Genomic DNA, 13,352 nt, shown 5'->3' on the forward strand with positions numbered 1-13,352 from the left:
GCCGGCCGGCGGCCTGGTGACCGGTATCGGCACGGTCGCCGGCCACCAGGCGATGGTGATCGGCAACGACGTGACGGTGAAGGGCGGGACGCTCTACCCTCTCACCGTCCAGAAGCAGCTCCGCGCGCAGCAGATCGCCCTCGAGAACCGGCTCCCGTGCGCCTACCTGGTGGACTCGGGCGGCGCCTTCCTGCCCTTGCAGGCGGAGATCTTCACCCCCGGCGGGCGCATCTTCTTCAACGAGGCGGTCATGTCCGCGGAGGGCATCCCGCAGGTGGCGGTGGTGCACGGGCCGTCGACCGCGGGCGGCGCGTACGTGCCGGCGATGTGCGACGAGAACATCATCGTGCGCGGGCAGGGCGCGATCTATCTCGGCGGCCCGCCGCTCGTGCGGGCCGCGACCGGCGAGCAGGTGACGGCCGAGGAGCTGGGCGGAGGCGAGGTCCACACCCGCATCTCGGGCGTGTCGGACCATCTCGCGAGCGACGATGCGCACGGTCTCGCGCTGGCGCGCGAGGCGCTGGCGCAGGTCCCGCCCGTCCGTCCGTCGGTCGAGCCCGAGCCCGTCGAGCCGCCCGCCGAGGATCCCGCCGACCTCTACGGCATCCTGCCGCGCGACCCGCGCCGGCCCTACGAGGTGCGCGAGGTGATCGCGCGCCTGGTCGACGGGAGCCGCTTCCACGAGTTCAAGCCGCTCTACGGGACGACGCTGGTGACGGGGTTCGGGCGCGTCCACGGCTTCGAGGTCGGCGTCCTCGCCAACAACGGCGTCCTCTTCTCCGAGGCCGCACTCAAGGGCACGCACTTCATCCTGCTCGCCTGCCAGCGCCGCGTGCCGCTCGTCTTCCTCCAGAACATCACCGGCTTCATGGTCGGCAAACAGTACGAGCATGGCGGCATCACCAAGGACGGCGCCAAGATGGTGCACGCCGTCGCGACCGCGCAGGTGCCGAAGCTGACGGTCATGATCGGCGCCTCGCACGGCGCCGGGAATTACGCCATGTGCGGCCGCTCCTACGGGCCCCGCTTCCTCTTCAGCTGGCCGAACGCGCGCATCTCGGTGATGGGTGGCGAACAGGCGGCGATGACGCTGCTCGCCGTCAAGCGCGAGCAGCTCCGCGCGCAGGGGAAGACGCTCACGCCCGAGGAGGAGGCGGCGCTCACGGCGCCCATCCTCGCCAAGTACGAGGAGGAGTCGAGCGCGTACTACGGGAGCGCGCGCCTGTGGGACGACGGCATCATCGATCCGGTGGACACGCGCGACGTCCTCGGGCTCGCGCTGGCGGTGGTGCTGCGCGCGCCGGTGCCGGCGCCGCGGCACGGGGTGCTGCGGATGTGAACGGCGCGGCCGTCAGCGGCCGAGCAGCGCCAGCAGCTTCGCCGGGTTGAACCCGATCAGCACGTCGCCACCCACTTTGATGGTGGGCGTCGCGCGGCTGCCGAGCGCGATCAGCTCCGCGCGCGCCTCCATATCCGTGGACACGTCCTTGGCGACGAACGGGATGCCCCTCTGCGATAGAAACTCCATCGCCGTGCGGCAGGGCTGTCAGCCGGGCTGGTGATAGACGACCACCGATGGGATCATGGCCGCAGGCCTACACACTCCGACGCGCTGGAGCAAGGGAGGACGCCGCCTCTCCTCCTGCCGGGACGCGGGGAACCGGGATCGCCGCTGGACTCCACCGCCGCTGCCGGATAGGTGCGGTCCGCGAGGTGATCCATGAGCTTCGAGCTGTCGGCCGAGGAGCAGCTGATCGTCGAGGCGGTGCGTGAGCTGGCCGCCGGCCCCAACGGCCGCGTGCACTGGCGCGAGCGCGCGCTCGCCAACACCTTCCCCGAGCGGCTGTGGCAGGCGCTGGCCGAGGCGGGGTACCTGGGCCTCCTCGTGCCGCCGGAGCACGGCGGGGCGGGACTCGGTCTCAAGGAGATGGCGGTCCTCATGGAGGCGATGGCCTCCGAGGGCATGGCGCTTCTCCTCATGATCGTCAGCACCGTGATGGCGACCATCGCGCTCGCCAAGCACGGGAGCCCGGAGCAGAAGCGCCGCTACCTCCCGGGGCTCGCGTGCGGCACGACCCGGTTCTGCTTCGCGATCACCGAGCCGAACGCCGGCTCGAACAGCTTCCGCCTCGAGACGCTCGCCACCCGCGACGGCGACGGTTACCGCATCCGCGGGCAGAAGTACTTCATCTCGGGGGTCGAGCAGGCGCAGCACGTGCTCCTCGTGACCCGCAGCACCCCGGCACGCGAGGTGCGCGACAAGCGAGCGGGCCTCTCCCTCTTCATCGTCGACACGGACGCCCCCGGCTTCTCGAAGCAGGTGCAGGACACGGCGCTCAACGAGACCGAGCGGCAGTGGACGCTCTTCCTGGACGACGTGCGCGTGCCGCGCGCGAACCTGATCGGCGAGGAGGGCGCGGGACACCGCTACCTCTTCGACCTGCTCAACCCCGAGCGCGTCGCCGGGGCGGCCATCGCGGTCGGCCTCGGCCGCTACGTGCTCAGGCGCGCCGTCGCCTATGCCAAGGAGCGCAGGGTGTTCGACGCGCCGATCGGCACGCACCAGGGCCTCGCGCACCCGATGGCGCTCGCGGCCACGCATCTCGAGCTGGCCGGCGTGATGACCCGCAAGGCCGCCTGGCAGTTCGACCGCGGGGAGACCGCCGGTCCGGAGGCCAACATGGCGAAGATGGCGGCCGCCGACGCCGGGCTCGAGGCGTGTGACGTCGCCATCCAGGTCCACGGCGGCAACGGCTTCACCCGGGAATTCGAGGTGATCACGTACTGGCCGCTCCTCCGCCTCATCAAGACCGCGCCGGTGTCGCGGGAGATGATCCTCAACTACATCGGCGAGCACGTGCTGGGGCTGCCGCGGAGCTACTGACGGCGCCCGGCGCCGGCGGGGAGCCGCGGGCGGGGGCGCCGCCGGCGCCCCGGCGTGCTCGGCCACGCACGCGTCCGCCGCAGCGTCCCCCCGAAAGGCCGTACGGGCGTGCGCGGGCCTGCGGCGGGTGGGCGTGCTTGCCGCTTCGTTCGTCCGAGGAGGTGACGGGCGCAGCTTGCCAAAAGAACCCGTCGAGCGTACAAGCGCGCGCGATGACCGGCACCATCAAGCGCATCGTGCGCGACAAGGGGTTCGGCTTCATTACCCCCGATGACGGGTCGGACGACGTGTTCTTCCACCGCTCGCGGCTCGCGCCGCGGGTCCCGTTCGAGGACCTGCGCGAGGGCGATCAGGTGGTGTTCCAGACGCGACCGGGCGAAAAGGGGCCGCAGGCGTTCGACGTGCGCCTCCGCTGACGCAACCCCAGATTCTTCAGCCCCGGTCACACCCTCCAGTGTCCGAATAGTGTCCGAGATGCGGGGCCGGGCCCCGTGCTCGAGGCCCTCCCGTCTTGCGCGGCGACAGCGGGAGCGGGCGTGCCGTCGGTCGGGTGACGGGTGCAAGCCCGCTGCTCTGGGGTTGCCGCCCGCTCTCTTTCAGTTCTCGGACAGTTGAATCTCAGACCAGTCGGGCATCGGCATGGACAGCGCCCGGCCCCCGCCGCCGCCTCCCGCCGCGAAGGCGGGAGTGCTACATAGACCCGTCGAAGTAGGAGTTAGGCAGGCAAGACATGCCCTTCGATCCGCCCGCCAAGAACGAGGTTCGCCGTCGTCTCCTTGAAACGACATCGTGGTGCTTGGCGAAGCATCCGATTCGGGATCCGCAAGGTGACCTGCGAACACCCCACTTGGAACCAGCGATTGAGGACTGGCCCACCTTCGCCGAACTCAATCAGGCCGTCAGCGTGCTCGCCACCACGCGGCGAACATTGCTCTCTGGACAGCCGAACGTAGAGGACCGAGAAGGGCGAGTCTTGATCTGCGAGTTCAATATGTCGATCACGAGCGGCGAATCTGAGGGAGACGAACGGGTTCTTTGACATCAGCGACCGAACCGCCGTGGGACACCTGGATGTTCTGTATGCAACGAAGCGCCACAACTCCTACGTCACCCCAACCATTCGACCTCGATCTGTTGATCAGCTGGGTTCCGGGCTCCCTTGTCGCCTGCGTCGATAGAGGAATTCGCGCCAACCCGTATGACTGCATCTACTGGGCTTCGGAGGAGGATCTCGCCAGGTGGGGTCTCTCCGGATGACATTGACCATGCCGCTGGTCTGCCTAACTCGCGGCAGCGTCCGCGGGCCGCACTGGGCTCCGCGCAGGTCGCTGCAAATCCGTGCTGCCTTCTTCACTGGCGGCCGTTGACCCGCGGGATCCGTTACGTCGCACCATGAACGTACCAGGAACGATTGCCCTTCTCGTTGGCCCTCGTCCTCGGGGTCGTCCTCCTCGCCACTGGGCTCGCGCGGCGGCGTGCCGGAGCCCTTCTTGTCGTAGCCAGCCTGAGTCTCTCTGCTCTCTTCATCAACCGGTGCGCACGATACCAGAACACTTATCCGGCTATCGAGCTTGGAACCTCAGCGGAAGAGATCACCGCACGGCTCGGCAAACCGTGGGCGAATACCGATTGCAGCACCACGTATGCCGGGGACGAGAGGACCGAATACGATCCCGCTCCGCCGGGTTGCGTGCACGAGTTCTGGTACTACTCGTTCTTCTTTCCGGAGGCGTGGTCGTACGCCTTTGACGACGGCGGACGTCTGATCCACAAGTACGAGTGGGTGTCGCCGTGATTGGCGGCCCCGGCCCCCCGCTCGAGGCCCCCGCGACCCGGTCGATTTGACCGGAGAGGCCTCACGTTCGGTACCTGCCGCCCCCGGAAAGGGCCTTATGCGGCGGGCTTTCTCGGCCGTGTCCGGCCAGTGTGTGGATGGCGCACTCCGGCCATGAACCCATCAACGAACGCCACCACAACGCGCCGGCCGAACCTGAGAAGCGGCCTCTACACGCTCAGGGAGGCCGTGCAGGTGCTCGGCTCGGGGGAAACGGTGAAGACGACGGTGGACCTGCCGATCCGGCTGTGGCGCGCCGCCAAGGTGCGCGCGATGGATGATCGGACCGACCTCCGCCAGATCGTGATCGCCGCCCTTGAGACCCATCTCAAACCCAAGAACGAGGCGCACGATGAAGGGAGCCAAGGGGTTCGGCCGCGTGTTCCGGCGACCACGCTCGCCGTACTGGTGGATCAGCTACCCGTACCGAGGGCGTGAGGTGCGGGAGTCGTCCGGGTCCGCCGTGAAGCAGGAGGCCGTCGACAAGCTCAAGGAACGGCTCGCCAAGATCGCTCAGCACATCTATGTCGCCCGAAGGCTGAGCGCGTCACGGTCGACGAGCTGCTCGGGGACCTCCAGCGCCACTTCGAGGTGCGGGGCCTCACCTCGGCCCGGACGCTCAGGGGCCACATCGACGCGTGGCGGCAGTCGCCGATCGGGGCAGAGAAGGCGATCAATGTCGAGCTGCCGGTGCTCGAGGAGTGCGTGCAGCAGTGGCAGCGGGCAGGGCTACGCGCCGGCCACGATCAGCCGCTTCCTCGGCTCGCTCCACCAAGCCTACGGCTCGGGCAGAAGGCCAAGAAGGCGGCGACGATGCCCAGCTTCCCCCGGCTCGCCTTCGAGAACGCGAGGGAGGCTACGTCGCCACTCTCCCCGGCGAGCCCCGTGTCCACCCACTGCGCCGCGCAGTGTCCCAGTAGTGTCCGAGACGGAGCCCATGCTTACCCATCGCAGCTATCGCAGCTCTTGTGTTCCGACGAAAAATGATGCTTCTACCCGGCGGGGCATGGGTTGCGTCACGGATCACCGCACACGTTCGACGTGAAGCTCCGCTGAGGGGCGAGGAGACGGGAATGGCGAAGGCGAAGAAGGGCAAGACGAAGGCGGGCACGAAGCCGGCGCGCCGCGCCGCGGCGCAGAAGCCGAAGAAGGCGGCGCGGAGCACGGGGGGGGGGCCTCTCGCGGCCGCCCAGAAGCGCGTCGCGGCGCTCGAGGCGGAGAACCGACGGCTGCGCGACGAGCTGGCGGCGCTGCGGGCGCAGGGTGCCGCGCGTCCCACGCCGGCAGCGGCGCCCGCGCCGGGCGGGGGGCAGGCCGGCCTCGAGCTGTAGGGCGGGTGTATCTCAGGCGGCGGAGGCGAGGAGCGTTCGGAGCCAGCGTCCCGTGTGCGAGCTCGCCGTCGCGGCGACCGCGGCGGGGGGCCCGCACGCGACCACCGTCCCGCCGCCGGCGCCACCCTCGGGCCCCAGGTCGACGATCCAGTCGGCCTCCTTCACGATGTCGAGGTTGTGCTCGATGGTGACCACGGTGTTGCCGAGATCGACCAGCCGGTGCAGCACGGCGATCAGCCGCTCCGTGTCGGCGAAGTGGAGGCCGGTGGTCGGCTCGTCGAGCACGTAGAGCGTCCGTCCGCGTGACTCCTTGGCGAGCTCGTAGGCGAGCTTGATGCGCTGGGCCTCGCCGCCCGAGAGCGTGTTGCTCGGCTGGCCGAGGGTCAGGTAGCCGAGCCCGATATCGGCCAGCACGGCGAGCGCCCGCGCGACCGGCGGGTGGGGCGCGAGGAACTCCGCCGCCTCCTCGACCGTCATGGCGAGCACGTCGGCGATCGTGCGGCCGGCGTAACGGATGGCGAGCGTCTCCTCCGTGTAGCGCCGCCCGCCGCACGTGTCGCAGTCGACGTAGACGTCGGGGAGGAAGCTCATCCGAACGCGGAGCCGTCCCTGGCCCGCGCACGCCTCGCAGCGGCCGCCCGCGACGTTGAACGAGAAGCGGCCGGCGCCGAAGCCACGGACCCGCGCCTCGGGCACCCGGGCGAAGAGCCGGCGGATGTCGTCGAAGAAACCCACGTAGGAGGCCGGCGTCGAGCGCGGCGTGCGGCCGATCGGGCTCTGGTCGACCTCGACCACGCGTGCGAGGTGCTCGGTGCCCTCGAGCCCCCGGTGCGCACCCACCCGCCCGCTGTGCAGGCCGAGGGCCCGGCGGGTCGCCTGGTAGAGGACGTCGCGCACCAGCGTCGATTTGCCCGAGCCGGACACGCCGGTCACGCACGTCCACGCACCGAGCGGGAGGGCGACGTCGATGTCGCGCAGGTTGTGCTCGCGCGCGCCGCGCACGGTGAGGCGCGGCAGCCGATCGAGGGCGCGGCTCGGCCCCAGGCGGCGGCGGGGCGCGTCCAGGTAGCGGCCGGTGAGCGAGGCGGGATACACGGCGAGCTTCTCGGGGGGCGCGACGGCCACCAGGCGCCCGCCATGCACCCCGGCACCGGGCCCCAGGTCGACGACCAGGTCGGCGCGGCGGATGGTGGCCTCGTCGTGCTCGACCACCAGCACCGTGTTGCCGCGCGCGCGCAGGAGCTCGAGCGTGTCGAGCAGCATGGCGTTGTCGCGCGGGTGGAGGCCGATGGTGGGCTCGTCGAGGATGTAGCACACGCCACGCAGGTTCGAGCCGAGCTGCGCGGCGAGCCGGATGCGCTGCGCCTCCCCGCCCGAGAGCGTGTCGGCGCGCCGGTCGAGCGTCAGGTAGGCGAGGCCGACCTGGGCGAGGAAGCCGAGGCGCGGCAGGATCTCCTTGAGCGGCCCCTCGGCGACCGCCGCCTCGCGGCCTTCGAAACGAAGCGCGCCGATCGCCCGCTCCGCGTCGCTCACGGGAAGCGCCGTGAGCTCCGCGATCGTCCGGCCCGCGAGGCGGACGGCGCGTGCGCGGGGGTTGAGCCGCTGCCCGCCGCAGGCCGCGCACGGCTGCTCGGTGGTGAACTCGTCGAGCCCGGGTCCCTCCTCGGCCCCGAGGGCTTCCCGCAGGACGGCGAGGGCGCCCGGAAGGTCGCCCGACCCCTCCAGGACGAGGCGCCGCTGGCGTGCGGAGAGGCGCGCGACCGGCCGCTCGAGCGGCACGCCGGCCGCGGCGAGCGCGCGCAGCAGGCGCCGCTTCTCGGCGCGCAGCTCCGGCAGGTCCAACGGCAGGAGCGCGCCGGCCGCGAGCGAGCGCGCCGGGTCGAGGATCAGCGCGGGATCGACGTCGACGATGGACCCCGCCCCGTTGCACGCCGGGCAGGCGCCCTGACGGCTGTTGAAGGAGAAGAGACGCGGGTCGAGCGCCTCGAAGCCCAGGCCACAGGACGGGCAGAACAGGCGCTCGGAGTAGAGCCGCTCGCGCCCGTCGGCGAGCGCGATCACGGTGCCGCGCCCGAGGCGGAGGGCACGGTCGACGGCCTCGTCGAGCCCGGTCAGCTCCGGGGGCAGGGTGGCGACCACCAGGTCGATGTCGTGCTCGCGGTAGCGATCGAGGAGCGGCACCCGGTCGAGCGCCAGGCGCCGGCCGTCGATCCGCGCCTCGCGCAGGCGGAGCTTGCGCGCGGCCGCCAGCTCCTCCTTGTGGTAGCCCTTGCGCCCGCGCACGACCGGCGCGAGCAGCGTGACGCGCTGCCCGCGCAGCTCGCGGCGGAGCCGGGTCAGGATCTGGCTCCGGGTCTGGGAGCGGATCGCCTGGCCGCAGCCGGTGCAGTGCTGCACACCGAGCTTGGCGAACAGCAGGCGGAGGTAGTGGTAGATCTCCGTCACCGTCGCCACCGTCGAGGTGCGGCCGCCGCGGGAGAGGCGCTGCTCGATGGCGACCGTGGGCGGCAGGCCGGCGAGGAGGTCGACGTCCGGCTTCGCCATCACGTCCAGGAACTGGCGCGCGTACGCGGACAGGCTGTCGACGTAGCGGCGCTGGCCCTCGGCGTGCAGCACGTCGAAGGCGAGCGAGGACTTCCCCGAGCCGGAGAGCCCGGTGAGCACGATCAGCCGGTCGCGCGGCAGCTCGAGGGAGAGGTCGCGCAGGTTGTGCTCGCGCGCGCCGACCACCCGGATGTGGCCGTTCGCCGCGGGCGCCGCCCCGGCGTAGGCGGGCGGCGCGTCGGCGACCCGCTGCGGGCCCCGCAGCGCCTCGGCGAGGAAGCGGCCGGTGTGCGACTCCGGCGCGCCCGCGATCGTCTCCGGCGGCCCCGCGGCCACCAGCCGCCCGCCCGCCTCGCCGCCCTCGGGTCCCAGGTCGATCACCCAGTCGGCGCACTTGACGACCTCGAGGTTGTGCTCGATGACGACCAGCGAGTGGCCCCGCGCCACCAGGCGGGCGAAGCAGGCGAGCAGCTTCTCGATGTCGGCCAGGTGGAGCCCCGTGGTCGGCTCGTCGAAGATGAAGAGGGTATGCGCCTTCCCCTCCCGGCCGAGCTGGGCGGCGAGCTTCACGCGCTGCGCCTCGCCGCCGGAGAGGGTCGAGAGCGGCTGCCCGAGGCGGAGGTAGTCGAGGCCGACGTCGGCGAGCGGCTGGAGGCGCGCGCCCACCTCGGCGACGTCGGGGAAGAGCGCGGTCGCCTCGGCGACGGTCAGCTCGAGGACGTCGCGGATCGACCGGCCCCGGAAGCGGACCTCGAGGATCTCCGGCCGGAAGCGCGCCCCGCCGCACTCCGCGCAGGGCACGTACACGTCGGAGAGGAACTGCATCTCGATCTTCTCGAAGCCCTCGCCGGCGCACGTCTCGCAGCGCCCGCCGGGGACGTTGAAGGAGAAGGTGGCCGCCGTGTAGGCGCGCAGCCGGGCCTCCTCGGTGCGCGCGAAGGCGGCGCGGATGCCGTCGAAGGCGCGCAGATAGGTGAGGGGGTTGGCACGGGGCGTCGAGCCGATCGGCGCCTGATCGACGAGGATCACCTCGGCGATGCGCTCGGCACCCTCGATCGCCCGGCACTGGCCCGGGATGCCGACGGGCTCGCCCCGCCGTTTCTTGAGCCCGCGGTAGAGCACGTCGTCCACCAGCGTCGACTTGCCCGAGCCCGACACGCCGGTCACGGCGACGAAGCAGGAGAGGGGGATGTCGACGTCGAGGCTCTTCAGGTTGTTCGCAGAGGCGCCCCGTACGCGCAGCGCGAGACCCAGAATGGGCTTCCGCCGCCTGGGCGGGACGGGGATGAGCGCGCGTCCCGTCAGGTACTCCGCGGTCGCCGAGCCGCGGGCGGTCGCCAGCGCGGCGGGCGGCCCGGCGAACACGACCTGGCCGCCCCGCTCGCCGGCGCCGGGCCCGAGGTCGATCACGTGGTCGGCGGCGCGGATGAGGGTGGGGTCGTGCTCGACCACCACGACCGCGTTGCCGAGGTCGCGCAGGCGGTGGAGAATGCGCGTCAGGCGCTCCGTGTCGCGGGGGTGGAGGCCGACCGAGGGCTCGTCGAGCACGTAGAGCGTGTTGACGAGCGAGGAGCCGATGGCGGTGGTGAGATCGACGCGCTCGAGCTCGCCGCCCGAGAGCGTGCGCGACTGCCGGTCGAGGGCCAGGTACTCGAGCCCTACCTCGACCAGGTAGCGGAGCCGGCTGCGGATCTCGCCCAGGATCAGGCCCGCCACCTCCTCGGCCAGACCTTTGGGCAGCGCGAGCCCGGCAAAGAAGCGCTCCGCCTCGCCGATGGGGAGGCGGCTCACGTCGGCGATGCTGAGGCCGCCCACGCGGAAGTCGAGGGCCTCGGGCTTGACGCGCGCGCCGCCGCACGCCGCGCACGGCGTGTAGCTCCGGTAGCGCGAGAGAAAGACGCGCACGTGCATCCGGTAGGTGCGGCCCTCGAGCCAGCGGAACCAGCCGCGCACGCCGGGGTAGTGGCCGCGCCCGTCGCCTTCGAGGACGAGCGCGCGCTCCGCGGGCGACAGCTCCGCCCAGGGCACGCCGGTCGGGATGCCGCGGCGCCGGCAGAACTTGAGCAGCTCGCTGCGCTCCCAGCCGGTCGCCTTGGTCGACCACGGTTTGATGGCGCCCTCGGCCAGCGAGCGGCGCGGATCGGGGATCACCAGGTCCAGGTCGACGTCGATCACCCGCCCGAAGCCGCGGCATGTCTCGCACGCCCCGAGCGGGCTGTTGAAGGAGAACAGGTTCGGCACCGGGTCGCGGACCGCGAAGCCGCACGTGGCGCACTCGAGCGCGCTCGAGAAGCGCTCGACGCGGTCACCCGCGTCGGGGAGCCACACCGCGGCACGGCCCCGCCCGTGACGGAGCGCTTGCTCGAGCGACTCGACCAGCCGCGCGCGCTCCGCGGCGCGCAGGCTGAGCCGGTCCTGCGCGATGGTGAGCTGGCCCTCGCGCACCGGCGGCGCGGCGGCGCTCTCCAGATCGACCATGCCCTCCGGCCCGAACGCCCGCACGAAGCCGGCGGCGAGCAGCCCGGTGCGCATCTCCTCCCAGGGGAGCCCCTCGGGCATGGGCAGATCGAAGGTCACCGCCGCCCGGGCGCCGGCGTGCGCCGCGAGCAGCCTCGTGGCCGCGCTCTCGGGCGTGTCGCGCTCGACGGGGCGCCCGCACTTGCGGCAGTGCGGCACGCCCACCTTGGCGAAGAGCAGCTTCAGGTGATCGTGCAGCTCGGTCATGGTCCCGACCGTGGAGCGTGAGGTCTTCACCAGCCGGCGCTGGTCGATCGCGATCGCCGGCAGGATGCCCGTGATGCGGTCGACGCGCGGCTTCTCCATCCGGTCGAGGAACTGACGGGCGTAGGTCGAGAAGCTCTCGACGTAACGTCGCTGGCCCTCGGCGTAGAGCACGTCGAACGCGAGCGAGGATTTTCCGGACCCGGACACGCCCGTCACCACCGTGAGGGCACGGAGCGGCACCCGGACGTCGATGCCCTTCAGGTTGTGCTCGCGGGCACCGAGGATCTCGATCGCGGACTCTTCCATGAGGGCGTGTACGGCTGCGCGCGCCGGCGCGGGCGCGGAACCGTCGAGTATACCGGCGTGGTGGAGCGGGGGAAGAGGCCCGGCGCGGCGGGGGGAGCCGCCGGCGCTGCGCGCGCCGGGCCTTCCTACGCGCCGGCCGCGGCCGGCACGGCGCTGCGCGCGGCGACGGGGCACTTCAGGATGCGCCGGCCCCGAGTCGTTGCTCGATTCGCTCCAGCCTGGCGGCGAGAGACGGGTCCGTCTGGCGCCGGGCGCTCACCACCCGCCAGGCCTGCAGCACGGTCGTGTGATCGCGTCCGAAGGCCACGCCCAGCTCGGCGAACGGCCAGCCGAGCAGCTGGCGCGCGACATACATGGCGACGCGGCGCGGCAGCAGGAGATCGGCGCTGCGCTTGCGCCCTCGCAGCCGCCGGGCCGTGGTGTGGAAGCTCGCCGCCGTGGCGGCGATGACGTCGTCCACCGTGAGGACGGAGGGCGGGCGCGGGCGCAGCTCGGCCAGGACCTCGGCGGCGAGCTCCGCGTCGATCTGCCGGCCGCTCAGGCGGGCGTGAGCGAGGAGCCGGTTGAGGGCGCCCTCGAGCCGGCGCACGTTGTCGCCGAAGGCGCTCGCCACGCGTGCCGCGAGCTGCGGCTCGAGGACGAGGCCGAGGGCCTGCGCCTTCTGGCGGAGGATCGCCAGCCGGAGCGCCGGCTCGGGCCGTTCGATCCGCGCCGCCACGCTCCCCCGGACCCGCTCCTGCAGGCGTCGGGCCAGCGCCGGCGTGTCGCTCGGCGCACGGTCCGAGGTGATCACGAGCAAGCGCCGGGCCTGTGCCCAGTCGGTCAGGCCGTCGAGCAGGCGCTCCTGGGTGACCTCGCGCCCCTCGATGGAATGGATGTCGTCGAGCAGCAGGCCTCCGAGGGGGGTCAGGTCGCGCCAGAAGCGCTCGGGGGCGCCGGCCTCGTAGGCGGCCACCATGGCGGCGACCAGCTCGGCGGCGGACAGGCACGCGGCCGGGGTGCCAGCCGCGTCGAGCGCGTGGAAGACCGCGTGCAGGAGGTGCGTCTTGCCGACCCCCGAGGGCCCCCAGAGGAAGAGGGGTGCGGGATCGCGCGTCGCGAGGAGGGCGCGCGCGGCGGCGTGGGCGTCCCCGTTGCTGTCGCCGACGACGAAGGTGTCGAAGGTGTGGCCCGTGCTGGGCGACATCGCGCGGATGGGGAGGGACGGGCGTGCGGCCACCACACCGAGCCGCACCGGGTAGCGCTCGCCGAGCGCGTCGGTCAGTGCCTCCTCGATCGTGGCGAGGAAGTGACGTGCCACGCGGTCGCGCGTGACCGGATCGGGCGCGGCGAGGGCGAAGCCCTCGGGTGCCCAGCTCGAGCGCAGCGGCGCGACCCAGGTGGTGAAGTTCCGCTCGCCCACCCGGCTACGGACAGTCTCGCAGACCCGCGCCCAGACCGCCGCCGCGTCCTTTCGCTGTCCCGAGCCGGCCGGCAACCTCACGGCTTCCCCGCTCCATCCACACCTGTGGAGACTCGCGTCACTCGCTCGTGTAGGCAGGCGCTTCTCCCGCTTGTCGCAGTAGCCATCCCACCGTCCGGTCCAGCCCGCCGGCCCGGGCCGCCAATGGCCAGGGCGGCGCGGAAACGCGGCATCGACAGCGTGGGGGACCGCCGGGGTGCGCCGGCGGATCACCGCCTATAGGCCGGGCCCGGGTCGGATGGCAAGGAAAAAGGATGTCCGCCTTCC

10 protein-coding genes are annotated in these 13,352 nt (G+C 72.1%); 7 read left to right on the forward strand and 3 right to left on the reverse strand.

The features are described from left to right. Positions 1-1,339, forward strand: a 1,339-nt coding sequence (locus E6J59_07065) for a methylcrotonoyl-CoA carboxylase (GenBank protein ID TMB20836.1), incomplete at its 5' end; no start/stop codon positions are given. Between the two features lie 12 nt (positions 1,340-1,351). On the opposite strand, the gene E6J59_07070 is transcribed toward E6J59_07065, so the two are convergent. Continuing rightward, complete coding sequence (locus E6J59_07070) at positions 1,352-1,528, reverse strand: glutaredoxin family protein (GenBank protein ID TMB20837.1); 177 nt, start codon at positions 1,526-1,528, stop codon at positions 1,352-1,354. Between the two features lie 192 nt (positions 1,529-1,720). Between E6J59_07070 and E6J59_07075 the strand changes: the two genes are divergently transcribed. The 6 genes from E6J59_07075 (at position 1,721) to E6J59_07100 (ending at position 6,049) form a co-directional block, all read left to right on the forward strand. Then, on the forward strand, positions 1,721-2,884 hold the full coding sequence (locus tag E6J59_07075; GenBank protein ID TMB20838.1) for an acyl-CoA dehydrogenase: 1,164 nt from the start codon (positions 1,721-1,723) through the stop codon (positions 2,882-2,884). A gap of 212 nt (positions 2,885-3,096) precedes the next feature. Continuing rightward, positions 3,097-3,300, forward strand: a complete 204-nt coding sequence (locus tag E6J59_07080) for a cold shock domain-containing protein (GenBank protein TMB20839.1) — start codon at positions 3,097-3,099, stop codon at positions 3,298-3,300. A gap of 314 nt (positions 3,301-3,614) precedes the next feature. Continuing rightward, positions 3,615-3,923, forward strand: coding sequence for a hypothetical protein (locus tag E6J59_07085; GenBank protein TMB20840.1), 309 nt, complete (start codon positions 3,615-3,617; stop codon positions 3,921-3,923). 384 nt (positions 3,924-4,307) lie between these two features. Beyond that, entirely contained in the window at positions 4,308-4,679 is a 372-nt protein-coding gene (locus E6J59_07090; GenBank protein TMB20841.1) for a hypothetical protein, read from the forward strand. A gap of 228 nt (positions 4,680-4,907) precedes the next feature. Next, a complete protein-coding gene (locus E6J59_07095) occupies positions 4,908-5,156 on the forward strand; it encodes a hypothetical protein (protein ID TMB20842.1) in 249 nt (82 codons plus the stop codon). Between the two features lie 635 nt (positions 5,157-5,791). Continuing rightward, positions 5,792-6,049, forward strand: a complete 258-nt coding sequence (locus tag E6J59_07100; protein ID TMB20843.1) for a hypothetical protein — start codon at positions 5,792-5,794, stop codon at positions 6,047-6,049. A gap of 12 nt (positions 6,050-6,061) precedes the next feature. On the opposite strand, the gene uvrA is transcribed toward E6J59_07100, so the two are convergent. Both uvrA and E6J59_07110 read right to left on the reverse strand, forming a co-directional pair. After that, positions 6,062-9,013, reverse strand: a complete 2,952-nt coding sequence (uvrA, locus tag E6J59_07105; protein TMB20891.1) for an excinuclease ABC subunit A — start codon at positions 9,011-9,013, stop codon at positions 6,062-6,064. Between the two features lie 2,785 nt (positions 9,014-11,798). Then, a complete protein-coding gene (locus tag E6J59_07110; protein TMB20844.1) occupies positions 11,799-13,298 on the reverse strand; it encodes an AAA family ATPase in 1,500 nt (499 codons plus the stop codon). Positions 13,299-13,352: the final 54 nt, after the last annotated feature.

The sequence above is a fragment of the Deltaproteobacteria bacterium genome (assembly GCA_005879795.1).
Lineage (GTDB): Bacteria > Desulfobacterota > Binatia > DP-6 > DP-6 > DP-6.

What these genes read in the sequence shown, in the direction of transcription:
- E6J59_07070 (TMB20837.1), bottom strand. Translation starts at nt 1,528, where the DNA reads ATGGAGTTTCTATCGCAGAGGGGCATCCCGTTCGTCGCCAAGGACGTG.
- E6J59_07075 (TMB20838.1), top strand. Translation starts at nt 1,721, where the DNA reads ATGAGCTTCGAGCTGTCGGCCGAGGAGCAGCTGATCGTCGAGGCGGTG.
- E6J59_07080 (TMB20839.1), top strand. Translation starts at nt 3,097, where the DNA reads ATGACCGGCACCATCAAGCGCATCGTGCGCGACAAGGGGTTCGGCTTC.
- E6J59_07085 (TMB20840.1), top strand. Translation starts at nt 3,615, where the DNA reads ATGCCCTTCGATCCGCCCGCCAAGAACGAGGTTCGCCGTCGTCTCCTT.
- E6J59_07100 (TMB20843.1), top strand. Translation starts at nt 5,792, where the DNA reads ATGGCGAAGGCGAAGAAGGGCAAGACGAAGGCGGGCACGAAGCCGGCG.